Below are 25,390 nucleotides of genomic sequence, written 5' to 3' on the forward strand. Positions count from 1 at the left end.
TTGAAAATACTCGACAGGTACATACTGGTAAGTTATTTACAAACGTTCTTTACCGTTTTTATCATCTTGATGTTCATATTTGTGCTCCAGGCTATCTGGTTATACATTGGTGAGCTGGCAGGTAAAGACCTGGATGTAGCGATCATTTTAAAATTCCTTTTATACACCACCCCCAAGTTAGTTCCTATGGTTTTACCACTAACCATACTACTAACTTCGATCATGGTCTTTGGTAATTTTGCTGAAAATTATGAGTTTGCTGCCATGAAATCTTCTGGTATTTCTCTACAGCGAGCAATGCGTGGTCTAACATTATTTATATTATTAGTTAGTGTTACCGCTTTTGTTTTTGCCAATAATGTTATTCCGGCAGCCGAATTCAAGATCATTAACCTGCGGAAGAATATTGCTAAAATGAAACCCGCTATGGCTATTACCGAAGGTGTTTTTAATGAAGTTGGAAACATCAATATTAAAGTTGATGAAAAATCTGGCGATAACGACCAGTATCTAAGTGATGTGATCATTCATGAAAACAACAATAGAGGAGGAAATTACACTGTAATAAAGTCGAAAGAAGGAGAGCTGGTAAGTAGTGAAGATTCTAATGTTTTATCTTTAATTCTTACAGATGGGAATTATTACAACGAAATTACACCAAGCGACTATTCTAAAAGAGACCAGAAACCTTTTATGAAAAGTTACTTTGAAGAGTATACCATCAATATCGATCTATCTGAATTGAACCAGGTAGATATGGAGGACGAGAGTTATACGACTCAAAGCATGCTTAGAATTGGTGAACTTACCAAAAGTATCGATAGCTTTTCTGTATCACTTAACGAGCGCAAAGAAGCTTTTGCGACGTCTATGTATAGTAGAACCGGAGTAAAAGGTCTAACTATTAATTTCAACCCGGAAGATTCTAAAAAATACGAAGCCTTCGAAAATTCTATTCTCGACAATTATAATAGTGATCAATCGCAAAGAATTATAGATGATGCTATTCGAACTACCAATGCTGCGATTTCTCATTTAGCCATTAAGAAACAGGAGTTTAAGCAAAGTGTTAGAAGACTAAATAAATACGAGATTGCTTTACACGAAAAATACGTGCTGGCTGTGGCCTGTATCGTCCTCTTTTTTGTTGGTGCTCCATTAGGGGCAATAATTCGTAAAGGAGGTATGGGATTGCCAATGGTTATAGCGATCATTATATTTCTAACTTATCATTTTATTGGAATCTTTGCCAAAAACAGTGCAGAAGACGGCAGTATTAGTCCGTTTATTGCCACGTGGCTAAGCACGCTTATCATGTTACCTTTAGGAATTTACTTCACTTATCGAGCTACTACAGATCAGGGATTATTTTCTTTAGATATGATCACCGAGCCTATATCGAAGTTCTTTAAAAAGATAGGATTGGTAAAGCCTAAAGATAAATAGATTAAATACCTTTGCTAACCTAAAAAAGTTGCAAAATGTCAGGAATTAATGAAGGACATAAATCCTTTGAATTAAATACAATAAAAGAAGCTATTGAGGACATCAAAGCTGGGAAAGTAATTATCGTTGTAGATGACGAAGATCGCGAAAATGAAGGTGATTTTGTTGCTGCTGCAGAAAAGGTTACTCCAGAGATGATCAATTTTATGGCTACTCATGGACGCGGATTAATTTGCGCTCCTATTACTGAAAATCGCTCTAAAGAACTGGGATTAAATTTAATGGTAGACGATAATACCGTTTTACACAATACGCAGTTTACCGTTTCTGTAGATCTTATTGGTCATGGTTGTACAACAGGAATTTCTACCCACGATCGTGCAAAAACGATTAAAGCTTTAACCGAAAAAGAAACTAAATCTGAAGATTTAGGCCGTCCAGGACATATATTTCCGCTACGTGCAAAAAATGGTGGCGTTCTAAGAAGAACTGGCCATACTGAAGCTTCTATCGATCTTGCTCGGCTTGCAGGTTTACAATCTGCCGGAATTTTGGTAGAGATCTTAAATGAAGATGGCACCATGGCAAGACTTCCTGAACTTATGGAAGTAGCTAAAAAATTTGATCTTAAGATCATTTCAATAGAAGATCTTGTAGCATACCGTATGCAACATGATTCGCTTATTGTAAAAGAAGAAGATTTTGAAATTAAGACCAGATTTGGCGATTTTCGACTTAGAGCTTTCAAACAAACTACTAATAACCAGATCCATATTGCGCTTACCAAAGGATCATGGACCAAAGAAGAAGATGTTCTTGTAAGAATGAATTCTACCTTAGTAAATAACGATATTTTAGGCACGCTTACCAACGATGCCGATAAAAAGCTCGATGCAATGTTTAAGGCTATTGAAAAAGCTGGTAAAGGCGCGATCGTTTTTATTAATCCGGCAACTAAGCCATTGAGTTTATTAACCCGATTAGCAGAATTAAAAGACAGCCAGAAGGAAGGTGAAATAAAAGCACCGCAACCTTCTATGGACAATAAAGATTTTGGAATTGGTGCACAGATCTTACACGATCTTGGCATTCATAAAATAAAATTACTTTCTAACTCTAAGCAAACCAAACGTGTTGGTATGATTGGATATGGCTTAGAGATCGTAGATTACGTAAACTACTAGTAAATATTTATAATGGTATCTTCTTCAGGGCGTCTTACTTTTTTGAAACTGGAGAAGATATCATCTTTAGCACGGTAACCTACCGGTAATACTAAAACCGACTTTAAATTCTTTTCTTTCAGATTTAAAAGTTCATCATATTCTTCAGGTAAAAAGCCTTCCATCGGGCAGGCATCGATTTCTTCAGTAGCACAAACGGTAAGCAAGGTTCCCAAAACCAAATACGCCTGATTCTTAGCCCAAATTGTAAGATCCTCGGCAGATTTTTTTCCGAAGTCATCCACTAAAAAGTTCTTGAAAGGATCTAAGATTTCATCTGGAGTTTCCCGTATTTGCTTTACTCTTTCAAAATAATTCAGAATAAAATCTTTATCCACTTTATCTTCAATACAAATCACCAGTACATGAGATGCTGTAGAAAGTTGCACCTGGTTCATCGCCTTTTCTTTTAGCGACTCCTGTAATTCTTTATTTTTTACAACAACTAATCTAATAGGTTGTAAGCCGTAAGAAGTTGCAGTTAAATTAAAAGCCTGCTTTAAAATATCGATTTTCGCCTCTGGTAAGATCTTTTCTGCATCAAATTTTTTAACGGCATAACGCCATTGCAAAGCTTTTATATTACTCATTTTATTCTCAATTTTTTACAAATTTAAACAATGCAGCTAGGAATCGTAACGTTAATCTAGAGAAATAGCTAAATCATCGAATTTAATTAGTTATCTTCGAAATTAAAATGAAAAAGAAAAGAGTGCATGCGGCTTCTTAAGAAATCGATCCTTTACACGCTTATCCTAATCGTTATTGGGATATTGATCACGTTAGGATTAGAAGCTTTTATAGAACAGGATACTTCTAACCGTATTTATGCTGAAGTAAATACTGTTCCCCAGGCTAAAACTGCCATTGTTTTGGGTGCCAGCGTTTACAGCGATGGGCAGCTCTCCCCTATTTTACAGGATCGTGTAGATAGCGCTATCGATCTTTTTGAAAACGATAAAGTTGAAGAAATTTTGATTAGCGGTGACCATGGCAGCGATAATTATAACGAAGTCGATGCGATCGCAAATTATTTGATCAAACACGGTATTCCAAAAAACAAATTAATTTTAGATCATGCCGGTTTCGATACGTACGATAGCATGTACAGAGCATCTAAAGTATTTAATATAACCGATGCTATTGTGATTACCCAGGAGTTTCATTTACCAAGAGCTATGTTTATTGCCAAACATCTAAATTTAGATTATCACGGTTTTCAGGCAAAAGAGCGAGAATTCAAGATAGAAACTAAGATCATGAAACGTGAGAAACTGGCGAATTACAAAGCTTTGTTCGAAGTGATCTTTAAAACTAAACCGCGCGTGCTCAATAAACAGCTTTAGTTAAGCTTTTTTTAAAAATGTAAGTTTAATTAGTGGTTTTTGTATTTTTCGAGAACCAATTAAAAACTAAAGCATGTTAACTGCAATTATACACATCTTAATCGATGCGGTAATCCTAATGATCGCGGCAAAATTCCTTAATAAAGTTCATCTTAAAAGCTTTAAGACAGCCATTTTGGTTGCCTTACTTATTGGGGTTCTAAGCTTCTTTTTAAGCTGGCTATTAACCGCCGTTTTAAATATTGCTACTTTAGGGATGTTCTACTTTTTAGGTTTAGGATTTGTAACAAGAATCGTTGCTTATGCTATAATTATCGAAATTGCCGATCAACTAAGCAGCGGTTTTAAAACCGAAGGATTTTTACCTTCTCTATGGCTTGCCGTAATTTTAGCCCTTTTTGGAAGTATTGTAGATGCTATGCTTTTTTAGCGATTTTCGGCTTTCGCTTAGGCTTTTTTTGGGACTTTTTAAATTTTCGGCCATACCAGATATAAAAACCGGTTATAGGTAAAGCAGATACAAAAAGGCTACATAAAAAAGCAATAATTTTCCCAGCAAGTCTAAAATATTGCCCGCTGTGCAAACCATAAGTCATTTCCTGAAGCTTTAATCCTGCACTTTTTGTATCGTAACCAGATTGATGTAAAAGTGCTCCTGTTTTTGGATGAAATTGATAGTTAGATTGATGATCAAAATGAAGTGCTTTAGGATAAGCCCCGGTAATAATGGGCGAATTTTCGTCCTGTTTCCAAATAAAGTACATTCCGCTTTCTGGTTGTAAATCTAAAGTTTGCTGAAATGCCAGATCTACTGCTTGTTGCTTATTTTGGACTTTTTTAGCACTATTTTTTATTTCTGAAGTAAAAAAATCTAATTCGTAATGCTTTCCTAAATTTGCTACAGAATAGAATGAATCGTGTACCGGCTCATATGCAAAAGCTAAGCCGGTAACCGCCAATATCAAGGCTACAATTGAAGTATAAAAACCAGTAACATTATGCCAGTCGTAATTGATTCTGCGCCAGCGAGCATTCCACTTTACCGATAATCGTTGTTTTAGATACTTTATTTTTTTAGGCCACCACAATACGATTCCGCTTAACAGCAAGATCACAAAAATGATAGTTGAAATCCCTACAATTTGCTTTCCTATTTCCTGCGGAAGCAACAAATACATGTGTAATTCTTCTATAATCGTAAAAAATTCGGTTTCCAGATTCACTTTTTTGATCAGTTTCCCGGTATAGGGATCAAAATTCAGTAAAAAATTGGTTCCGTCTTCAGTGATAGTAACGGTAGCTGGCCGAGACGATCCGTTATAAACCACCATTGTAGCTTCAAAATCTGGCTGAAGATCATTCGCTTTTTTCAGCAAAAAAGAAGGCGCGATAAACGTCGAATCTTGATTTTCTACAAATCGATAATCATAAAAAACATCTTTTAATTCGTCATGAAAAGTAAAAATACAGCCGGTAATAGCTACAATAAAAACAACAATACCAGAGGCTAATCCCAGCCATAAATGGATTTGATGTATTATTGATTTTAAAGCTTTTTTACCTGCCATTTTTAAAAATTTGAACAAATGTAAAAAGAAAAGCCGGACGCCATAACAGCATCCGACTTAAACACAAACTAACTAGAATAAAGTTTAATATTTTTAGAATTTATAAGTGAAGTTAGCCGACAGGTTTCGCCCAATTTGTGGGTTTATTGTAGACCATCCATTATAATATTCTTCATCGTTTAGGTTGTTTAATTTTAGAGTAACTCCAAATTTTTCACTTTGATAGAATAATGAAGCGTTTAAAACTGTGTAATCATCCAGAGTAAATGTACCTGCTGTATTTCTATTAAAGATCATGTTTTCGCTTCCGTAGTTTCCACCAAAACCAGCACCAAATCCATCTAAAGCATTTCCAGAGAATTTATAAGTTGCCCAAAGATTTGCAAGGTTTTGTGGGCCTGCACTTTCTGGTCGGCGACCTAGAAAATCATCTCCAGGAGTTCCTTCGGTAAGTTCACTTTCGTTGTAGCTGTAATTCGCGTTGATATTAAGTCCGTTTACAGGAGATGCAGTAATACTGGCTTCGAATCCGCGGCTGTATAATTCACCACCCTGACTGTAAACCATAGGAGCGATGGTCATCACGGTATTTCTTACCTGAATATCGTAATATGATAAGGTAGCCGCTACTTTGTTGTTTAGAAGGTTAAGTTTTACTCCTCCTTCTAACTGCGTTGCATGCTCTGGATCGAATTCGTAGTTTACAGAATTTTGATTCTCATCTATAACTTCTATTGGTGCTACATTACTAAAACCATCCTGATAATTAGCGAAAATAGACACCTTGTCTAATACTGGTTGATACACAACACCAAATTTTGGCGACCATGCCGTTTGGCTGTTACTTTCACTTTCAAAACGATCCACACGTAAACTAGCCATGATAGATAATGTTTCGATAGGATTAAAGATATCTGAAACATAAGCACTATAAATTTCCTGTCTTGAAATTGAAGGAGTAATATCTGAATTTGCAAAAAGAGCATCTACTCCTGGCTCAGATAGTATTCCGGTATCGTATCTTGGATCTACATAAGCATCTGGATCTGTAATCCCGAAAACACTGGCATTTACATTTTCTGCACTAGCATCACCAATATAGATCAATCCATTTCTTAAATATCCAGTTCCGCTATTTCTAAGTTCTCGATTGTAATAATCTAAACCAGCAACAATACGGTTTCTCATGTCACCAATTTCAAAATCTCCAATAAAGTTTTGTTGAATATCGGTGGTAAGTGTTGTAGAGTTTTGGTGATTCATTTGTCTTGCGAAAACCACCCCACTTTCTAAAGCTGTCCCGTAAGCTGCGTTATCACCGATGAAGTTAGCTGTTCCTTCATATAAATAGGAATAATAACCTCTTGCTTTTGCTGAACTTTGAGAAACTGCAGTTTGTGACGTCCAGCTATCAGATAACTTATAATTCATCTGCGCCTGGATGCTGTACATAGGATTTTCGATTCCTAAGTCATCTGAAGTATAAGACCGATTGTTATCGTAACCTAATTCATCTAAGTTATTAACCACCAATTCGCTTCCTCTATCTAAGAATAGCATGGTTTGGTTGGTACTTTCAACTTGATAAATTTCAGTGTTGATCAAGAAAGAAAGACGATCGTTTACCTGATAAGATAAAGATGGTGCGAAGAAAAATGATTTTCTAAACCCTGCATCCTGAAAACTTTCCTGAGTATGGTAAGCCGAATTTACTCTTAAATTTACCCCTTCGCTTAAAGGTAAGTTTACATCTGCAGTTAATCTATTTAAACCATAGCTTCCTGAAGTATATGAAACATTACCTCCAAAATCATTATATGGCTTTTTAGTAACTACGTTTATTAAACCACCGTAAGAAACCACAGAACTTCCAAATAAAGTTCCAGATGGGCCTTTAATCACCTCGATTGCCTCGATGTTTTGTGGATCTGGACTACCATTGGTTAAAGCCGGTAAACCATTGGTTAAGTTTGGTTGTACGGCAAAACCTCTTAATGAATAATAACCTGCACCATCAGATCCTCTACCGGTAGATTCCCATAATTTTGTTATACCGGCTGCGTTTTTTAGGGCATCATCAAAATTGGTCACTACTTGACTTTGCAATAGATCTGCAGTGATCGAATTGTAAACCTGCGAGTTTTCCATTCTTGAAAGTGGTAATTTAGAAACATACACACTAGAGCTTTTGGTAAACTCGTTCGTTTTGTTTTCAGCATTAAGTAAAACTTCACCTAGCTGTTCTTCACTTCCTATTAAAACTACAGGCGCAACATCTGTAATTACTCCACCTTCTACAGAAACATTAATTTCAGTAGACTTATAACCTACATAAGAAAATTTGATCGTATATGTTCCCGGTCGTACATTTCGTAATTCGTAAAATCCGTTTTGATTAGTTTCTGTTCCTTTAGCGGTTCCTTCTAAAGCAACGTTTACATTAAAAATTGGTTGATTGGCACTATTTACAACCTGTCCTTTAAGCGTTCCAGAATTTTGAGCAAATCCTAAAGAAGCAATAAATAAGGATAAAAATAGTAGTAGTTGTTTTTGCGACATTTTTGCTGATCTATTTATTTAGACTCTTTTTAAATAATGCCGCAAATGTATAAAGCTATAATCGTTTTCAAAAGCTAATTAAGATTTATTTTAAATAAAAATAAGAACTATTTCATAATCAATTTGCTTCTTAAAGAAACAATAAATTAACTCTATACTAGAAAGTTTTTCCATAGAAACCGCTATATTTAAGCTTTTAAAAATAGTCTATGATCAAATTAATTATCACAGATATGGATGGGACCTTGCTTGATAGTGAGCATCGTATTCATCCAGAATTCTGGGAAGTAGAAAAAAAGCTGCGTGATAAAGGAATAATGTTTTCTGTAGCCAGTGGGCGGCAATATTATAATCTGGTGTCAAATTTTGAGCAACTTAAAGGCCACATGATGTTTTTTGCTGAAAATGGGAGCTATGTGGTTCATAAGGATAAAGAACTTTACACCAACACCATGGATCGCGAGCAGGCAAACGAGTTTATTAAACTTGGGCGCGAGGCCGAAAATTGCAACCTGGTTTTATGCGGAGTAAATTCGGCTTATGCTGAAAATGATGATGAAGAATTTATTACTGAAGTTGGTAAATATTACAAACGCCTAAAAGTTGTAGACGATCTTACTAAAGTTGATGATAAAGTGCTCAAGGTTACACTTTGCAATTTTGAAGGTGTTGAAGAAAATACATTCCCAAAATTCGAGAAATTTCAGGAAGATTTTAAGGTAGCAATCGCTTCTAGAATATTTATAGACATTATGTCGAACACTGCCAATAAAGGGAATGCCATAAAAGGCGTGCAAAAAGAGTTAAATATTTCTCCTGAAGAAACCATGGTTTTTGGAGATTATTTAAATGACCTTGAAATGATGCAAAATGCCAAGTATAGCTACGCCATGAAAAACGCTCATCCTGAAATTATTAAAGTAAGTAACTATGTTACTAAATACGATAATAACGAAAATGGAGTGGTAAGAACCATTAAAGAAATGGGACTGGTAGATTAATTATACGTCTAAAAAGAAATATCGAAATTGTATAATTTCAACCTATATTTTATCCCGCTTTTGCGGGATATTTTAGTTTATAATAATATTGGTTTTATCTAAACCGCTATTGCCGGTTTTAGGATCGAAGGCATACACGGTAATCGTATAATTTCCCTTGTTCAGATCGATATTTCCTGAAAATGTACTGGATTTTTCAGTCTGACTTAATTCTACTTCTTTAAAAAAGCCTTCAGCTTCTACTACCGCTTTAATTTCAAAACCACTGGCATCCCATAAACCACCTTCTTCTACCGGGCAGCCACACATCATCACGATATTTGCTTTAATTTCCGTAGAAATCTCTCCAGGAATACGTTCGTGAGTTTGCGGACTCAAAATATCGACTACAAAACCGGGAATTTCAAGAACTAATCCGTCTCCCATAATATCTTTCCCGGGAATCACCCAAAGTTGGGTGCTAGATTTTACGGTTGCCTGTTTTTTATTGATCGGTGCGTAGGCTTCAACTTCAATAAAAGTTGGCTTAGAAACATCTAATTTCGCTAAAAAGCCTGCGGTATTATTTTCTGAAAGATCTTGATAACGCTCTTTTGGCTGCTTCATTATTTTTTCTGAATTCCCCGTGCTTCCCTTGGTGATTCCTTCAGCAAGAATTTCTTTAGTTTGCGCATCTCTAACAATGATCTTAGCTCCGCCAATCGAAGTTCCAATAAACTTGGCATCTTTGGCTTTGGCACGAATCATAATATTTGTTTGTGCTACACTACTAAAACTAACGAGTAGAAATACAAAACCGAAAAGTTTGGAAAAATTCATAAGATATCTTTTCCTCGAAAGATAAGAAAAGATATCAAATCTGGCGTTTAGGTTAACGGCTCCTCAGGGGTTTCTTCGATAATAAAATTTTTAGGATCATCAAGGTAAGATTGGATATGATCTCTCAAAATCTTAATTTCTTCTTCTAAAAAGTCATTACTCTCTACACTATCGGCTAGCTGCAACCACGGCTTTTTATTATCGTAATCGTATTCTCCATATACGATAAAAGGAGTTCCGTTTGCACTGATGCTAGTACCTTGCAGCTTCCACATACTTGCCCAATCATAGATAAAATGAGCATCATCCATATACAATCTTACACAAGCGTGACTCGCCGGATATCCCGGTAGGCTATATTGATGCGTCCCCACTCCTTCAAAATTCATAAAATTGAAATAGTAAGGAAGAATCCAATCTTTATTTACAGAACTTACCTTTCGTTTAGCTTTGTAATTTCCGTAATGCAATCCATTAGGAGTTGGTGTAGAACGTTTACCGCTGCTAACTGGTCCCCATTTTATAAGCTTACCGCTTTCATACAAACCAAATGCCTGCACACGTTGCGAGATCAAAACCAGTTTTGGAATTGTATCTACCATCCCTAATTCTTTAGGAAACGGACTATAATCCATAAGATCTGCACTTATAGAATCTGGTATAACTAAAGGCTTACCGGCCCAAACTTTACGTTTGTCGATTCTATTTAATGCATAGATAATCTTACGCTGCTCCTCTGTAAATCGATTATTAAAACTATCTAAAGCTGTATTGGTACGCAATGAATCGATACTGTAAACTACATCCAATCTTTCTAAAGGTGGATCTATCTTTATGGTATCTAATACGCTAACCGGAATATTAACAGGCTCCTTTGGTTCTTCTTTTTTATTACAAGCAACCAAAGCGCAGGTTAGTAATATTAAAATTGTGGTGTTTTTGTAGATTTTCGTCATCATATAGTTCAATCCTAAGTTTGTGGATTAAATAGTAATCAGCAAAATTAGGTTATAAGGTTCCTTGAATCTACTAACAACGAGTTAATTATTTGTTGAATTCTTATTAAGAATAAAATCTAATTAAAATATTGAAAAATACCGTAGACAACTTTTCCTACTTAATTAATACAACGATAATGCTAATTTAAAGCTACTTATGTCGAATATAATTTAATTTGAAAGGCAGAAAATTCGTGAATTCGGAATTATATCCTATTTAACAAAATAAGTCATTTTTGAGTTTTACATTTATGCCAGAATGCCATTAAAAATGACATTCTAATGACCTAAAATATTGCTTGCGCAATGCTAAAATTGTAAAAGAAATTTGACCAGAATTAAATTTTATAACCGACCATTCCCTACAATAAATAGCATTTTATAAATGCTTTACCGAAAAAATTCAAATCAAAACCTCAAACAATATTTCCCCTATGAACTTTTGGTCTTTAAGTAAAGCTAAAAACAAGGAAGGTAAAATTGCAATCGTTACCGGTGCCAATGTTGGTATTGGTTACGAGACCACAAAAGGTCTAGCCAGTGTTGGTGTAAAAGTAATTATGGCCTGTCGTGATTTAAGTAAAGCAGAAAATGCGAAGCAAAAGATCTTACAAAGTATTCCTGAAGCTCAATTAGAACTTATGGAAATCGATCTTGCCAGCCTTTCTTCTGTGCGATCTTTTGCGAAAGATTATAAAGCAAAATTCGATAAACTTGATATTTTAGTAAACAATGCCGGTGTAATGATGACGCCTTTTCAAAAAACCGAAGATGGTTTAGAATTACAAATGGCAGCCAACTATTTTGGGCATTTCTTACTTACCGGTCTTTTAATCCCGGTATTAGAAAAATCTTTTAGATCTCGCGTAGTTAGTTTAAGCAGTCTTGCACATCGTTGGGGCGATATTCATTTTGACAATCTTAATGCTGAAAAAGGATATGACAGGAGACAGTTTTATGCACAAAGCAAACTGGCCTGTTTGATTTTTGCCTATCATTTAGATAAGAAACTGGTTAAAAAAGGTTACGATATGCATTCTTATGCAGCTCATCCCGGAGTTTCTAAGACTAACCTGATGAGAAACCTGCCGAAGTGGGCTAAATTCTTATCGCCTGTTCTTATGCCTTTCTTTTCACAATCTGCTGAAAAAGGCGCTCTTCCTACTTTACGTGCATGCCTGGACGACACACTTAATGGTGCAGAATATATTGGCCCTTCAGGGAAAAAACAATATAAAGGACATCCTGTTATCGTAGATTCAGATTATAATTCGAAGGATAAACATAAGGCTAAAAAACTGTGGAAGCTCTCAGAAGAAATAGTGAATTTTAAATATTTCAAAAATAACGATGAACCAAAAGCTCAGGCCTCGTAAGCACTTATTTTAAAATATAAAACACTCAAAAACTAAAAAGCAGCATCTTTCGATGCTGCTTTTTGCTCACATATAATAAAAAGAAAAGTCTAGTAAAGAACTCTAAAACGTATCGTTCCTTCTATCCCTTTTAATTCTTTGATCACATCGTTATCATATTTCTTATTAATATCGGTGATCACATAACCAATGGTTTCGTTGGTCTTAAGATGTTGCCCAACTACATTGATGTCGTTTGCTGCCAAAATCCTGTTGATATGCGCAATAATACCAGGTTTATTATGGTGAATATGAATTAACCTGTGTGCATTTTCTAATCTTGGCAACTGTAAATTAGGGAAGTTCACACTATTAGTGGTTCCTCCCGTATTTATATATTCTATAATTTTACCCGGAACAAAATTCCCGATATTTTCCTGGGCTTCTTCTGTACTTCCTCCAATATGCGGAGTAAGAATTACGTTTGGCAATCCTTTTAACTTCGAAACAAATTCTTCCTGATTCGTTTTTGGCTCTTTAGGGAAAACATCTACCCCTGCTCCTTTTATTTTTCCTGAAGAAATATGTTTATGCAAAGCTTCAATATCAATTACAGATCCACGGCTTAAGTTCAATAAATAAGAACCGTCTTTCATTAAAGAAAGTTCACGATCTCCAATGATATTCTTATTCTCTTTTCTTCCGTCTACGTGGAATGTTACAATATCTACAGTTTGTAAAAGCTCATCTAAAGAACTGCATTTTGTAGCATTACCTAAAGCTAAGCGCTCTACAAGGTCATAATAGTAAACATCAAATCCCATACTTTCTGCCATTACAGAAAGTTGTGCTCCAATGTTACCGTAACCAACAATTCCCAGTTTTTTACCGCGGACTTCAAAACTTCCGGTAGCCGATTTATTCCAAACTCCTTTGTGCATTTCAGCAATACGGTCTGATAAATTACGCATTAAGAAAATAATTTCTCCTATCGCCAATTCTACTACAGATCGCGTGTTACTAAACGGCGCATTAAATACTGCCACACCTTTATCTAAACAGGCTTCAAGGTCGATTTGATTGGTCCCAATACAAAAAGCACCAACTGCCATTAAACGATTAGCATTCTCTAATACTTTCTTAGTTAACTGCGTTTTAGAACGAATTCCTAAAACATGAACATCTTTAATTTGTTCACTTAATTCTTCTTCGTCCAAAGCACCGGCTACAGTTTGTACATTATAGCCTTCTTCTTTCATAATCTTTAAAGCATCTGCATGCACATTTTCAAGAAGTAAAACTTTAATTCGGTTTTTTGGATACGAAATCGCTTTATTCATTTTATGGAGATATAAAAATTCATCGAAACTAGGAGTGATATGATCGGCTTTCTCTGTAACCTTATCTCGCTCCACATTTTCGGTAAAGGCGTAAAATTTATTGGCAAGTCCGGCTGCTTTGATCTCATAATCTGTATAGCCATCACCTATCACATAAACATCGCCCTGTAGATCTAGTGATTGTAATTGTTTTACTTTTCCGTTATTGCTACTAAGCACATTATCTGTATTAAAACCAACAATTTTGCGGTTTTCATCAAACACAAAATCGTTTGCAAAAACATGCTCTGCTTTAATACCTAATTCTGCTACAATAGGAATAATAAATTCTTTGAAACCATTAGACATTATATAAATATTGTCCCTGTTTTCTCTAAAGAATTCTTCGTTACGTCTAAAGGATTTAGAAATTCGGGTTTTTAGATTTTCGATTAGTGGCTCTAGATGTTTTTCTTCAGCTTCTAAGATATCAAGACGCTCTCTTAACGAGTCTCTAAATGCCAGCTTTCCTTCCATACCGCGATCGGTTAGGGATTTTAGCTCTTCTAACTTAGCCTCTTTATCTTTTGCATCTGCCAGGGAAATCTCTCCCAAAACATCTAAAGCTTCTACCTGCGTAAAAGTACTGTCGAAATCAATTACGTAATTCCTCTTAGTTTCCATTAGTTCGTATCGTTACCCTTTTTAATATTGAGTTCTCCAAAACTACTATTTTTACTAGAGTTTATCGCTCTTAAATTCGCAAAAATCAAACTTAAATTACAAGCAATCAAAGCTTTTTAGAAAGTCTCTATTTTTTATTCTGCCTGCCGTTTTTTTGTAGATAAAAAGCAAGGTTTAAAGGTTTTTGTTCAAAATCCAATAATTTTAAACTTGAAATTATTTTTACTGAATTTAGACTAAATCGTATTAGTAGAATTTAAAAAGGATTTTTATTTGAATACCTTTGCCATTGTTCGCCTAATTTTCTTCTTTAAACCGAAATTTCAGCATGAAAATTCTTCATACCGCCGATTGGCACATTGGTAAAAAACTGCATAAACATGATCTTTTTGCCGATTTTGAATTATTTATCGATTGGCTTTGCCAGATAATTTTCGAAGCGAAAATAGATCTTTTACTGATCTCGGGAGATGTTTTCGATTTGGCCAATCCCTCGTCTGATGCCCGCAAACAGTATTATCAGTCGCTTATAAAACTGCAAAAACTAAATTGTAAGATCATTGCTACCGGTGGGAATCATGATTCGCCGGCAATGCTGGATGCACCAAAAGAAATTTTACGCGAACTCGATATTACGATCATTGGTGGTTTGCCAGAAAAACTTGAAGAAACTATAATCCCTGTTTTTAATGCTGAAAATAAAGCAGAACTCGTAGTTGCAGCTATTCCGTTTTTGCGGGATGCCGATCTAAGAAGCGCAAACGAAGGTATTACTTACGAAGACCGAATTGAAGCGATTAGAAACGGAATTCAGCATACTTTTGAAAAAGCAGCTGAAATCTGCCAAAATCAATTTCCCGAAGTTCCGGCTGTAGCCATGGGACATTTATTTGCTGCTGGCATCGAAACTTCCGAGAGTGAACGTGACATCCAGATCGGGAATCAGGCGGCTTTTAATGCCTCTCAATTTGGCGATTTCTTCAAATACGTGGCTTTAGGACACATTCATAAACCGCAACGCGTTTCCGCAGAAATTCCGGTTTTTTATAGCGGCTCTCCTATTCCGCTTTCGTTTAGCGAACGCAAGGATGATAAACGAATTCTCATTCTAGATTCTGAAATTTCCTGGGAACCTAAAAGTGTAGCCGTTCCTCACTTTAGAAAACTGCTTAAAATTAGTGGCGATCTTAACGATATTGAATTCAAATTAAATACACTGGAAGATCACGATCATTTAGATTATTTAATTGAAGTCGATTTGATCGAAGAACAATATGACGCCCAAAAGATCTATGCGCTCGATGTTTTGGTAAATAATTTTAAAACACCGGGATACGAAATTGTAAAGCAGCGTGCACAATTTAAAAATAAGTTGAAGGGAACAGCCGAGTTATATGCAGAATCACAACAGCTGGAAGATCTAAAACCTACCGATGTTTTTGCTGAATTAGTTAGCGCGCATGATTATGAAGAAGATACCAAAAATGAAATTTGGAGCGCTTTCAACGAAATTTTAGAAGAAATTCACCAATCTGAAAACTCTGCCAACTAGCATGAAAATATTAAAAATTGAATTCGAAAATATCAATTCGCTTCGCGGGCCGCAGCTAATCGATTTTACCGATAAACCATTTTCTGCCAGTTCACTTTTTGCCATCACCGGCCCAACCGGAAGTGGAAAAAGTACGATTTTAGATGTGATTTGCCTGGCACTTTTTAACCACGTGCCAAGATTGGGGAAAATCACCAAAAACGAAATTATCGCAAAAGGTGCGATTCTTACCCGTAATCAAAAAGAAGCTTTTGCGCAGGTAACTTACAGTTGCAAGTCGGGAAATTATGCTTCAAAATGGTCAATTTCGACCAATAGAAATGATAACCTTCGTGATTACGAAATGGAAATTGCAGACTTGGCGACCGATAAATTGATCGATCTTAAAAAATCTGATGTTCCGGCGAAAAACGAAGCTTTGATCGGTTTAAATTATAATCAGTTTATTAAAGCGGTTTTACTGGCTCAGGGTGAATTTGCGCAGTTTTTAAAAGTCAATAAAGCCGAGCGCGGCGAGTTATTAGAAAAAATCACCGGAACGGGAATTTACAGGGAACTCGGGAAAAAAGCGTACGAAAAAAATAAAGAAGCTGGTAAAGAAATTTTACAGCAGCAGCAGGAAATCGAAATCATTCAAAAATCAATGCTGAATGACGAAGATCATGCTGAAATTTCCAAAGACTACGAGACACAACAAGCCGCCTGCGAACCTTTGGAAAAAGAGATTCAGCGTTTATCGAAATTCGTTGATCTGAAGCAAGAAATTAAAAATCAGCAGGAAAATATCACCAAGATTGCTTCAGAAAAAATGCAGGCCGAAAAAAGTCTGAAGCAATTCAACGAGAACAACGGCAAAAACCTTAGCGCACACGAAAATTTACAGGAGCATGCCGGTGATCTGAGAAACTGGAAACAAGGTAAAGAGAACGAAGCCGAAATTGCGAAAGAAATAACTGAAATAGAAGTCAAAATTGGGCAAAATAAGCAGGCATTTTCAAGATTACTTACTGAAGTTTCGCAGTTGGTAAAAACGGAAGTTTCAGCAAATGATTTTGAAATTAAGCTAAATGAATTTACTGCGAAAATTCAGCAATTTGAAGAAGAACGAAAAGAAAAAGGCCGCGAATATAAAAAACTGATGGATGAATTTAAACTGAAAACTGCAGATCTACCGATCGATTTCAGTAAAAATCCAGATGAAAATATCAAACAATTACAGGCGATTGGCAATTCGGCTTCAAATCATATAAAAAATTATGAGGCTGAATTATCGAATTTTGATCTTAGCGATACTGGAGCATTAAAATTTCAGCTAAAAGAGCAAACCGAAAAAACACGAGCAGCGCAAAAAGCGAATGAAAAGATCGATCAAGCCGACAATGAATTAAAAAGAATTGCTTCAGAAAAAACCAATATCGAAAAACAAAGCGAAGCGCTTCCGCAGCAAATAAAAAAGATAGATACTAAAGTAAAATTTCAGCAAAAAGACCTCGAAAATTTACAATTACAGCAAAAAAATCAGTTACTCGAGGCAAGATTGGAAGATTTGCGCCATAATTTAATTGATGATGAACCTTGCCCGCTGTGTGGCGCCAAACATCATCCTTTCGCAGATCATGCACCTGAAATAGACAATGCATTAGAAGAAAAAATTGGATTGCTACAAAAAGAATTTCAGGCAAATTCATCGATTTTGGCTAAAATCCAGGCGAATTTTGAGAATTTTCAGCAGCAATTAAAAAGACTGGAAAACGAAGAGCAGCAATGGAAGGCAACTTTGGAAGAAAAAAGAGCTGTTTTTAAAACGACATTTACCGATTTTGATTTTGCATCTGAAAAAAGCTGGGAACAAAAGATTGCAACGTTAAATGAGCAAATAGATGTAATCGAAAAATGGGAAAAAGAGCAAAAACAGTTGCAAATTGCCCAAAATACGATACCAGATCAACAAAAAGCACAAGAATTGCTGCGTGACGCTTTTAAATTAAAGGCAGAACAGGAGAACTTATATAAAGGTGATGATATTGGCGATAAAAATCGTTTGTATCATCGCCAGTTTACCACTTTACAGCAGGAGAAAAAATCTTTGGATGAGCAGCTGGAAAATTTGAAGATCAGGCTTCAAAAATTAGCTTCAGAATTATCGAATTTGGAGCAAGAGCTTTCTTCGGTTTTAAAAGAAAAAGGCTACGAAACTTTGCAACAGGCCTTGGAAAATTTATTACCAGAAAGGGACTATTTGCAACTTAGGGAGCAGCGAGAAAAACTTCAGCAAAAATTAGACCAGCTTACCACCTCATTTAATTTGCTGCAAAAACAATTAGAGGAAAAGCAAAAGCTGGATATCGAAGAAACCTCAGCAGAATTGCAAGAGCAACTCGGCAAAAAGCGCCAGGAGTTAAATGAAATTAATGAGACCTGTAAAGGACTTTACAGACAATTGGAAAATCAGAAAGAGAACCTGCAAAAGCTAGAAAAAATTAGAGCTGGAATTGCCGAAAAAGAACAGAAAATTAAGCGCTGGCGATTATTAAATGAACTTATTGGTGATGCAACGGGAAGGAAATTCAACGAATTTGCGCAGGATCTTACTTTAACCCAGCTTATTGCTTTAGCCAATAAACGACTGGCCGATCTTAGTGATCGTTACGTGATCGACAAACCACTGGATGAAGAAGATGATGGTTTAGTGGCGATCGATGAGCATATGGGCGGGCAACGACGTTCGGTAAAAACACTTTCTGGTGGTGAAACCTTTATTTTAAGTTTATCGATGGCGCTTGCCTTATCTGATCTGGCTTCTAAAAATGTAGAGATCAACAGCTTGTTTATCGACGAAGGTTTTGGAACGCTAGACCCAGAAACTTTAGATCAAACACTGGATACTTTGGAAAAATTACAGGCAGAATCGTCGAAAACTATCGGAATTATTAGTCATGTTGATTCTCTAAAAGAGCGAATTGCCACGCAGGTTATGCTTAGCAGAAATGGGCAAGGCTATAGCTCGATCACTATAAAAGGTTGATATTTTAATTATTTTGCATCCGTAAAAGGTTTTAGTTATTAATTTAACATTTTTAGATGGACAAATTAATAATTTAATAATATATTTAGTTAAACTTAACAAGTTCTAAATTAAAACCTTACAGCATGGATGCAAAAATCAATACTCTACTACGATTTTGTTTTTCTGTTTGGTTCCTGACTTTCCTAATGGCGAGTCCGGTTACGGCGAAAAGCCTTCCAGCAGAAAATAACGGAGATCCTTACCAGTCTTTTAAAGGACGTGTAATAAATTCGGTTACAGAAAACCCAATCCAGTCGGCTCATATTAATGTAAAAGGAACTACGATTTCGACCATATCGAATGTTGATGGCGAGTTTTCTTTAAAATTACCGGCAGATATGCAGGATGCTTTGATCAGTATTTCAGCATTGGGTTACCAGACCAAAGAACTTCAGCTAGATTATTTTAAAAGAAATAACGTGATCATTGCGATGCAGGAAAGCGTTCAGGAATTAGCCGAAGTGAACGTATATACTAAAGGTGACGCGACCTCACTAGTTCGCAAAATGATGTATAATCGCGATGAAAATTATGTAAGCGATGAAGCCTTAATGACTGCTTTCTATAGGGAAACCATTAAAAAGGGAAGCAGAAATATTTCGTTATCTGAAGCAGTAGCAGAACTTCATAAGCAACCTTATTTTTCTAGTAAAGATGATGATATTGCTATTTTAAAGGCAAGAAAAAGTACCGATTATAAACGACTTGATACAGTTGCGCTAAAGTTGCGCGGTGGTCCATTCAACACGCTTTATATAGACGTGATGAAATATCCTCAATTCCTTTTTGATACTGATAAACTAGGATTGTACAGTTTTGAATATGCCGAGCCTACCAAAATTGGTGAGCGAACTCTTTACGTGGTAGATTTTAAACAAAGAAACCGTGAAAAACCATGGTATTTTGGCAAGTTGTTTATCGATAGTAAAAGTTACACTTTGGTAAAAGCGGTATACAATCTAAATACCGACAATCGTCGCGCGGCAAGTAGAATGTTTACGAGCAAAAAACCTAATGGTGTAAAAGTTTATCCAGATAATGTACAATATCAGGTAGATTATCGTGAAAATAACGGAAAATGGTTTTATGGCTACGGAAAAGCAGATCTGGAATTTGTAGTGAACTGGAAGCATAAGATTTTTAACTCCCGTTACAAAGTACATAGCGAAATGGCAATTACCGAATGGGAAGTTGCAAATATCATCGTACCGCACAACGAAGAGTTTATTAAACCTGCCATAGTAATGGTAGACGATATCGACGGCTTTGCAGATGTAGATTTTTGGGGAAGTAATAATATTATCGAACCCGATAAAAGCATTCAAAACGCGATTGAAAAAATTCAGAAGAAAATAATCGATTAAAGATATAGCTCTTTTGGGAAAGACCTAAAAGACTAAAGATGGTTTAAGTTGTTTGGGTTGAACACCGGGATAAGACTTTTGTTGTTTTAAAGTTCTATCCCGGTATTTTTATGGAATAAATTTAATTCTTTTGAAGATGAGTTTTATTCGATTTAATTGGGAATTACGTGATAATAAATCGCCAGAAAGTGACAAAAAGTACCAAATAATACAAAGAGATGAAATATTGCGTGATTATATTTTAGCTTATCTATACTAAAAATTATTGCGCCAATCGTGTATGAAATTCCGCCTGAAAAAAGCCAAATTAAACCATCCTGAGATAAATTATTGATTAGTGGCTTAACTGCAAAAACAATAATCCACCCCATTGCTACGTACATTATAGTACTTAAAGTTTGAAATTTACCCGTAAAGAACAATTTTAAAATTACACCCGTAATAGCTAGCGCCCAAACTACAGAAAAAATAATCCAGCCAACAGTACCTTCTAAAGTTACCAAAGAAAATGGTGTATAGGTGCCGGCAATAAGAATATAAATAGAAGCGTGATCTAAGATATTTAGTCGATATCTTAATTTTCGCTCTCTTACGCTATGATAAAGTGTAGATGCCGTATAAAGGATGATCATACTACTACCAAAGATCCAGTAACTTACTTTTAGTGCCATAGCACTTAGCTGTCCCGCTTTAATGATCAATAAAATTAAACCAACTACGCTAAGTAATAATCCCAGTGCGTGCGAAATTACATTAAGACGTTCCTCTGATTTTGTATAATATTTTATCCTATCGCGATCTCTCAATTTAATTGACCAACTAGATTAATGATTAGAAAATAGTAATCGATATTCTTTTACAAAAAGCCTTAGACAGTTAAGCTTATAATTTCTCTAATCAAAAATATACAATCTCATGGAAGCGAGTTCCCAAAATAAAGCTAAACCGAAATTAAATTAAAACAGTATATTCTAATTTAGAAACCAGATCTCGTGTAGAGTTTAAGCCTAATTTTTTCAGAATATTTTTGCGGTGTTTGTCGACGGTCTGGTGGCTAATACAAAGCTTATCCCCTATTTCCTTACTGGTGTTATTCATCGCCAATAATCTTACGATATCATTTTCTCGATTGGTTAAGGCATCAAGATAGATTTCTTTTGAGTAGTTTTTTATGAAAAGCGTTTCATATTGATTGTTCTCGTTTAGGATCCTAATTTTTCCTCGAATGGGAAGTTCTTCATCCTGCCCTATTAACGTAACCTGCCCAAAACAGAGAGCGATCTGACCTTCATCTGTATAATGAACCGGAATTTGATTTTCGATCACATTAAGGTACTTGCCTTCCTTGGGTACTTTAATTCTGTAATTATACTGAATATCTAACCTGGTGCGATCTTCTAATTTAATATTTTCAGCAATAAAATTAGTCATTTCCTGAATCATCACTAACCAAAGCTCTACCTCTTCTGGATGGATCATTTCTAGAAATAGCTTAATACCTTCTTTGTAAAGTTCTTCCCTGGTAACGCCCATTCCCAATTCGATATTCTTAGTAAAATACTCGTACCGTTGCTCTATAGTATTGGTTAGCATTAAAAATGTAGAACTTGTTGGTAATACCTTATCCAATTCTTTAAGACGTTCGATATGTGGGGCGATCACTGCCGAGTCTAAATATGCATTTTCACTAAAGATCTCGGTAAATCGATCTAAGGGATTCTTCATTGAAACAAACTTAATTTATCAAATTTAGTCGATTTTTAACAAATAATAATTCTAAATAACATGGGCACAGACTTTCAAAACTCTTGCTATGAGCGGTTCTTGATATTCCTAAGACATTAAATTTTCATACCTCTAAAAATTAATCCTAAATTAATCGTAGCGCATTTCATTTAAAACTTAAATAACATTTGAAAGCCCTTAGCCATTAATTTTGCAAAAAAACAAATGACATTACCAGAACAAACAAAAACGCTACTCGATACATTGAGTTTCCCGGTAAGCTACGACCAACTTGGACAAAGCATAAAAGATGCAAACGGATTATTAGTTTGTGATGTACGAGGTTGGGGGAAAATTCAGTTTATGGATAAAGCCGAAGAAAGACATGATGCTATTGGTTTTGTAATCGCCGATCTTTTAAATAGCCTGCAACCCACTAAATAATATTATAGTTTCGAGCCTTCTCGACAGCTTCCAGCTTGCTGTGCACCTGTAACTTTTTATAAATATTCTCTATATGTTTTCTTACTGTAGAGGGTGATATAAAAAGATTTTCAGCAATTTTAGTATAGCTTAAACCACTGGCGAGTTGTTCTAAAATTTCGGTTTCTCGAACACTTAAATTTATTTGTTCACTAGCGATCGACAAGGTGCTAAGATCTGGATGCCGTAACAATTTTAGTGTCTTTTTAGCGATTTTGGGATTCATGGCAGCGCCACCTTCAATTGTTTCTTTAATACCTTCGTATAGATCTTCAGGCGCTGTATCTTTTAATAAATAACCATCGGCTCCAGCTTTTATCGCATTAAAAATATGCTCTTCGTTATCAAAAACGGTGAGCATGATCACTTTTATCTGGGGATATCGTTTTTTAATGATCCCAGTTGCCTCAATACCATTTATTCCGGGCATTTCAATGTCCATAAGGATAAGATCTATATTGGGTTGAAGTTCTAAATATTCTAAAACCTCAGCACCCGAATTACTTGAAAACTTATGCGATAGATCTTCAAAAAAAGAGATCTTTTCTTCTAATGCTTTCAGCAAAAAATAATTATCATCAACAATACCTATTCTTATCATTTTTCAGTTTTAAATTCTTATTTAAAATTAGCTAAACCTAGTGTTCATCGAAAAAAGGCAATTGCCGTATTTATAGAAAACAACAAAGCCCGGCTTTCGCCAGGCTTTTCTTCTAATCTAAAATTAAAAGCGCACTATTATTCAGTAGCATTTGCTCCTATATCACCTTGAGCAGCTATGGTTGCAAGATCATCTACGCTTGCATGAACGTTAACATAACCATCATAAGCTATTAGATCGTCGTAAGATACTGCGGTGCCTTCTTCATCGTCTGTACCATCTGTAATGGTTACGTTAGTAAGACTCATCCCACTTGCTCCATCTACAGAGGTTAATGTAATTGCGATGTCACCGGGAGCATCTGCAACAGCTCCCATGTGAATGTGTGCCGGGTGCGTATTACCTTCAGTAGTACCATCTAAATCTAATTCTACTAAAGTTTCACCACTTTCTCTTTCATAAAAAGTAGCCGTGCCGCTTACTCCTGCCACATCAACTTCAGCAAGACCATAAGTTTGTGACTCACCAGTTAGTTCATTCTTACCAATATCGGTTTGTGCCACAAGAGTTTCCAGGTCGTCTGCGCTTGCGTGAACGTTAATGTAACCATCGAAATCAATTAGATCTTCAAAAGATATTGAAGTCTCCTCGTCATCTAACATTTCTACGGTTGTTTCGCTAATGCCGGTATCTCCATCAACCGGTTCTAAGCTAATCGCAATTTCTCCACCTTCAGCAGCAGAATTAAAATGAACGTGTGCCGGGTGCATTGCCCCATCTGTAGTTCCATCCAGATCTAAGGTAATAGTTACAGAGCCATCCTCATTTTCGTCGAAAGTAGCTGTTCCAGAAACTCCAGATTCTCCTACTGCTCCCAGATCGTACTCCTTGGTTTGACCTTCAAAAGGCGGATTCACATTTGCATCATCGTCATTACTACAAGATACAAGGCCTAAAAAGGCAATTAATAAAACACCAAATTTTTTCATTGTATTTTTCAATTTTAAGGTTAACAAATTGGTTTTTGGTTTTCGTAGTATAGATGGATAACGGGCTCTTGGGTTGCGTAATTTTATTGTTAAAAAAAGGACGAAAACCTAACAATCTGAAGCTCAAAACTTAATTTTTTAAGTTTAACTAAAATTTAATTTTTATCACTAAGAAGCAATGAAATCAAAATAATCTGCAATTAAATTTATTTTTTTAATTAAAATGTTTAATTTCAAACAACTAAGTTTTTAAAATACCTAATTGAAAATTTAAACTTAAATTCTAATCAAAATGAAGTTAAGATTTCTACTTTTTGCGACATTCCTAACACTTTCTCTTACCACATTTGCACAGCGTGATGAAGCCAAAAACGATAGTATCTTCTCGAACAACGTCACTGCTATAAATATTGATACCGATAATGTTGATGATCTCAGAAACTTTGACTGGGAAGAAATGCTGGAGTTCTTTAATGAAAATGAAGCCGACCAGGAATTTAAATTTTCAATTGCATATCAAAATCCTGATAAAAAAGAAAAAGGTAAATTTAGCTACGACAATTTTAAATTTAGCGTTACCGGTAAATCTAAAGATGCTGAAAAGCTTCTAAAAAATACCGAGAAAGTTGTGAGCAAATTCGTGAAAATTTACGATCAAAAAAGTACTGATAAGCAATAGTTGCCTTCAAGCCAAACCAACCAATGAACTTTGATTTAGAAGATAAACTTAACGGATACTTGAAGCGAAATGAATTAGATTCTACAATACAAATAGCAGAAACGGAATTGAGCAAGATTCCGCAAACTGATTTCCATCAACTGATTGGAATGAACCTTCTGCATATGGAATCGGATTTGGACAAGTATATTTCTAAATTTTACTCAATCGTTAAATTAAAATACGCTTTGAGTTTTGGAAAAAAACTAAAGGCCTTTTACTGTGAAATGAACGGATTTACAATAAATTATGACCGTTGGTTTATAGACTTGTTTTCATTTAGCAAAATTGAACAAGAAGATTATGACTGGTTATCTGATTATGACCATCTAACAAAAAACGATTTGACTATAACTGGATTTGAGAACTTACAAAAAGTTTACGAAGACGTTTATAAAAACAAAAAATTGAAATACCTGAAATCGAACAAGCATATGAAGTAGCGGAATTATTAATCATTTTAAGATTGCAGGAACTTTTTAGAAAAACCTATCAGAGTGCTAAATCAAATGAAAAGAAATGGACTGAATTTCCAATGTTTGTTACAGCACACGACTATGAAATGATTTATCA

The 25,390-nt window shown here is 35.4% G+C and carries 22 protein-coding genes; 12 read left to right on the forward strand and 10 right to left on the reverse strand.

The annotated features are described in order from the left end of the window. Both INR75_RS17435 and ribB read left to right on the forward strand, forming a co-directional pair. Positions 1 to 1,446 carry an LptF/LptG family permease gene (locus tag INR75_RS17435; protein WP_223089804.1) on the forward strand — a complete coding sequence of 482 codons (1,446 nt, stop codon included), beginning with the start codon at positions 1 to 3 and terminating at the stop codon, positions 1,444 to 1,446. A gap of 35 nt (positions 1,447 to 1,481) precedes the next feature. After that, positions 1,482 to 2,630 carry a 3,4-dihydroxy-2-butanone-4-phosphate synthase gene (gene ribB, locus INR75_RS17440; RefSeq protein ID WP_223089805.1) on the forward strand — a complete coding sequence of 383 codons (1,149 nt, stop codon included), beginning with the start codon at positions 1,482 to 1,484 and terminating at the stop codon, positions 2,628 to 2,630. Here ribB and INR75_RS17445 read toward each other — a convergent pair. Then, positions 2,627 to 3,259, reverse strand: a complete 633-nt coding sequence (locus INR75_RS17445) for an NAD(P)H-dependent oxidoreductase (protein ID WP_223089806.1) — start codon at positions 3,257 to 3,259, stop codon at positions 2,627 to 2,629. The genes ribB and INR75_RS17445 overlap by 4 nt on opposite strands. A 126-nt stretch (positions 3,260 to 3,385) precedes the next feature. On the opposite strand from INR75_RS17445, the gene INR75_RS17450 reads away from it, so the two are divergent. Beyond that, on the forward strand, positions 3,386 to 4,015 hold the full coding sequence (locus INR75_RS17450) for a vancomycin high temperature exclusion protein (RefSeq protein ID WP_223089807.1): 630 nt from the start codon (positions 3,386 to 3,388) through the stop codon (positions 4,013 to 4,015). A 73-nt stretch (positions 4,016 to 4,088) separates the two neighbouring features. After that, on the forward strand, positions 4,089 to 4,445 hold the full coding sequence (locus INR75_RS17455; RefSeq protein WP_223089808.1) for a phage holin family protein: 357 nt from the start codon (positions 4,089 to 4,091) through the stop codon (positions 4,443 to 4,445). Here INR75_RS17455 and INR75_RS17460 read toward each other — a convergent pair. Both INR75_RS17460 and INR75_RS17465 read right to left on the reverse strand, forming a co-directional pair. Then, positions 4,432 to 5,583, reverse strand: coding sequence for a PepSY domain-containing protein (locus INR75_RS17460; protein ID WP_223089809.1), 1,152 nt, complete (start codon positions 5,581 to 5,583; stop codon positions 4,432 to 4,434). The two genes, INR75_RS17455 and INR75_RS17460, sit on opposite strands and share 14 nt — an antisense overlap. A gap of 93 nt (positions 5,584 to 5,676) precedes the next feature. Beyond that, on the reverse strand, positions 5,677 to 8,142 hold the full coding sequence (locus INR75_RS17465) for a TonB-dependent receptor (RefSeq protein ID WP_223089810.1): 2,466 nt from the start codon (positions 8,140 to 8,142) through the stop codon (positions 5,677 to 5,679). Between the two features lie 209 nt (positions 8,143 to 8,351). Between INR75_RS17465 and INR75_RS17470 the strand changes: the two genes are divergently transcribed. Then, positions 8,352 to 9,143 (forward strand): HAD family hydrolase, encoded by a 792-nt coding sequence (locus INR75_RS17470; RefSeq protein ID WP_223089811.1) that lies wholly within the window; start codon positions 8,352 to 8,354, stop codon positions 9,141 to 9,143. A gap of 72 nt (positions 9,144 to 9,215) precedes the next feature. Here INR75_RS17470 and INR75_RS17475 read toward each other — a convergent pair whose 3' ends face one another. Both INR75_RS17475 and INR75_RS17480 read right to left on the reverse strand, forming a co-directional pair. Next, complete coding sequence (locus INR75_RS17475) at positions 9,216 to 9,962, reverse strand: hypothetical protein (protein ID WP_223089812.1); 747 nt, start codon at positions 9,960 to 9,962, stop codon at positions 9,216 to 9,218. 47 nt (positions 9,963 to 10,009) lie between these two features. Then, complete coding sequence (locus INR75_RS17480) at positions 10,010 to 10,921, reverse strand: L,D-transpeptidase (protein WP_223089813.1); 912 nt, start codon at positions 10,919 to 10,921, stop codon at positions 10,010 to 10,012. A 473-nt stretch (positions 10,922 to 11,394) separates the two neighbouring features. Between INR75_RS17480 and INR75_RS17485 the strand changes: the two genes are divergently transcribed. Next, a complete protein-coding gene (locus INR75_RS17485) occupies positions 11,395 to 12,336 on the forward strand; it encodes an oxidoreductase (protein WP_223089814.1) in 942 nt (313 codons plus the stop codon). A gap of 89 nt (positions 12,337 to 12,425) precedes the next feature. Here INR75_RS17485 and serA read toward each other — a convergent pair whose 3' ends face one another. Further along, positions 12,426 to 14,318, reverse strand: a complete 1,893-nt coding sequence (serA, locus tag INR75_RS17490) for a phosphoglycerate dehydrogenase (RefSeq protein ID WP_223089815.1) — start codon at positions 14,316 to 14,318, stop codon at positions 12,426 to 12,428. A gap of 328 nt (positions 14,319 to 14,646) precedes the next feature. On the opposite strand from serA, the gene INR75_RS17495 reads away from it, so the two are divergent. The 3 genes from INR75_RS17495 to INR75_RS17505 all read left to right on the forward strand — a co-directional run bounded on the left by INR75_RS17495 (position 14,647) and on the right by INR75_RS17505 (position 20,301). Next, positions 14,647 to 15,870, forward strand: coding sequence for an exonuclease SbcCD subunit D C-terminal domain-containing protein (locus tag INR75_RS17495; RefSeq protein WP_223089816.1), 1,224 nt, complete (start codon positions 14,647 to 14,649; stop codon positions 15,868 to 15,870). Position 15,871: 1 nt separating this feature from the next. Beyond that, positions 15,872 to 18,895: an AAA family ATPase gene (locus INR75_RS17500; RefSeq protein WP_223089817.1), complete on the forward strand. Its 3,024-nt coding sequence runs from the start codon at positions 15,872 to 15,874 to the stop codon at positions 18,893 to 18,895. Between the two features lie 125 nt (positions 18,896 to 19,020). After that, positions 19,021 to 20,301, forward strand: a complete 1,281-nt coding sequence (locus INR75_RS17505; RefSeq protein ID WP_255584581.1) for a carboxypeptidase-like regulatory domain-containing protein — start codon at positions 19,021 to 19,023, stop codon at positions 20,299 to 20,301. Between the two features lie 152 nt (positions 20,302 to 20,453). Here the strand turns inward: INR75_RS17505 and INR75_RS17510 are convergent, their stop codons facing one another. Next, positions 20,454 to 21,107: a hemolysin III family protein gene (locus INR75_RS17510; RefSeq protein WP_223089818.1), complete on the reverse strand. Its 654-nt coding sequence runs from the start codon at positions 21,105 to 21,107 to the stop codon at positions 20,454 to 20,456. A 145-nt stretch (positions 21,108 to 21,252) separates the two neighbouring features. Then, positions 21,253 to 22,026 (reverse strand): helix-turn-helix transcriptional regulator, encoded by a 774-nt coding sequence (locus INR75_RS17515; protein WP_223089819.1) that lies wholly within the window; start codon positions 22,024 to 22,026, stop codon positions 21,253 to 21,255. Positions 22,027 to 22,251: 225 nt separating this feature from the next. On the opposite strand from INR75_RS17515, the gene INR75_RS17520 reads away from it, so the two are divergent. Beyond that, positions 22,252 to 22,470: a hypothetical protein gene (locus tag INR75_RS17520; RefSeq protein WP_223089820.1), complete on the forward strand. Its 219-nt coding sequence runs from the start codon at positions 22,252 to 22,254 to the stop codon at positions 22,468 to 22,470. On the opposite strand, the gene INR75_RS17525 is transcribed toward INR75_RS17520, so the two are convergent. Then, on the reverse strand, positions 22,463 to 23,110 hold the full coding sequence (locus tag INR75_RS17525) for a response regulator transcription factor (RefSeq protein WP_223089821.1): 648 nt from the start codon (positions 23,108 to 23,110) through the stop codon (positions 22,463 to 22,465). The genes INR75_RS17520 and INR75_RS17525 overlap by 8 nt on opposite strands. Before the next feature lie 137 nt (positions 23,111 to 23,247). Next, on the reverse strand, positions 23,248 to 24,099 hold the full coding sequence (locus tag INR75_RS17530; protein WP_255584582.1) for a CHRD domain-containing protein: 852 nt from the start codon (positions 24,097 to 24,099) through the stop codon (positions 23,248 to 23,250). Between the two features lie 292 nt (positions 24,100 to 24,391). On the opposite strand from INR75_RS17530, the gene INR75_RS17535 reads away from it, so the two are divergent. Both INR75_RS17535 and INR75_RS17540 read left to right on the forward strand, forming a co-directional pair. Then, positions 24,392 to 24,778: a hypothetical protein gene (locus INR75_RS17535; protein WP_223089823.1), complete on the forward strand. Its 387-nt coding sequence runs from the start codon at positions 24,392 to 24,394 to the stop codon at positions 24,776 to 24,778. A gap of 23 nt (positions 24,779 to 24,801) precedes the next feature. After that, positions 24,802 to 25,260, forward strand: coding sequence for a hypothetical protein (locus INR75_RS17540; RefSeq protein ID WP_223089824.1), 459 nt, complete (start codon positions 24,802 to 24,804; stop codon positions 25,258 to 25,260). Positions 25,261 to 25,390 lie beyond the last annotated feature (130 nt).

Source organism: Zunongwangia sp. SCSIO 43204, from assembly GCF_019904275.1.
Lineage (GTDB): Bacteria > Bacteroidota > Bacteroidia > Flavobacteriales > Flavobacteriaceae > Zunongwangia > Zunongwangia mangrovi.

Excerpts from the sequence above, each read along its gene's own strand:
- INR75_RS17520 (WP_223089820.1), top strand. The coding sequence starts at position 22,252 with ATGACATTACCAGAACAAACAAAAACGCTACTCGATACATTGAGTTTC.
- INR75_RS17535 (WP_223089823.1), top strand. The coding sequence starts at position 24,392 with ATGAAGTTAAGATTTCTACTTTTTGCGACATTCCTAACACTTTCTCTT.
- INR75_RS17475 (WP_223089812.1), bottom strand. The coding sequence starts at position 9,962 with ATGAATTTTTCCAAACTTTTCGGTTTTGTATTTCTACTCGTTAGTTTT.
- INR75_RS17445 (WP_223089806.1), bottom strand. The coding sequence starts at position 3,259 with ATGAGTAATATAAAAGCTTTGCAATGGCGTTATGCCGTTAAAAAATTT.
- serA (WP_223089815.1), bottom strand. The coding sequence starts at position 14,318 with ATGGAAACTAAGAGGAATTACGTAATTGATTTCGACAGTACTTTTACG.
- INR75_RS17485 (WP_223089814.1), top strand. The coding sequence starts at position 11,395 with ATGAACTTTTGGTCTTTAAGTAAAGCTAAAAACAAGGAAGGTAAAATT.
- INR75_RS17525 (WP_223089821.1), bottom strand. The coding sequence starts at position 23,110 with ATGATAAGAATAGGTATTGTTGATGATAATTATTTTTTGCTGAAAGCA.
- INR75_RS17495 (WP_223089816.1), top strand. The coding sequence starts at position 14,647 with ATGAAAATTCTTCATACCGCCGATTGGCACATTGGTAAAAAACTGCAT.
- INR75_RS17470 (WP_223089811.1), top strand. The coding sequence starts at position 8,352 with ATGATCAAATTAATTATCACAGATATGGATGGGACCTTGCTTGATAGT.
- INR75_RS17480 (WP_223089813.1), bottom strand. The coding sequence starts at position 10,921 with ATGATGACGAAAATCTACAAAAACACCACAATTTTAATATTACTAACC.
- INR75_RS17455 (WP_223089808.1), top strand. The coding sequence starts at position 4,089 with ATGTTAACTGCAATTATACACATCTTAATCGATGCGGTAATCCTAATG.
- INR75_RS17500 (WP_223089817.1), top strand. The coding sequence starts at position 15,872 with ATGAAAATATTAAAAATTGAATTCGAAAATATCAATTCGCTTCGCGGG.
- INR75_RS17530 (WP_255584582.1), bottom strand. The coding sequence starts at position 24,099 with ATGAAAAAATTTGGTGTTTTATTAATTGCCTTTTTAGGCCTTGTATCT.
- INR75_RS17450 (WP_223089807.1), top strand. The coding sequence starts at position 3,386 with ATGCGGCTTCTTAAGAAATCGATCCTTTACACGCTTATCCTAATCGTT.
- INR75_RS17465 (WP_223089810.1), bottom strand. The coding sequence starts at position 8,142 with ATGTCGCAAAAACAACTACTACTATTTTTATCCTTATTTATTGCTTCT.
- INR75_RS17460 (WP_223089809.1), bottom strand. The coding sequence starts at position 5,583 with ATGGCAGGTAAAAAAGCTTTAAAATCAATAATACATCAAATCCATTTA.
- INR75_RS17540 (WP_223089824.1), top strand. The coding sequence starts at position 24,802 with ATGAACTTTGATTTAGAAGATAAACTTAACGGATACTTGAAGCGAAAT.
- ribB (WP_223089805.1), top strand. The coding sequence starts at position 1,482 with ATGTCAGGAATTAATGAAGGACATAAATCCTTTGAATTAAATACAATA.
- INR75_RS17505 (WP_255584581.1), top strand. The coding sequence starts at position 19,021 with ATGGATGCAAAAATCAATACTCTACTACGATTTTGTTTTTCTGTTTGG.
- INR75_RS17515 (WP_223089819.1), bottom strand. The coding sequence starts at position 22,026 with ATGAAGAATCCCTTAGATCGATTTACCGAGATCTTTAGTGAAAATGCA.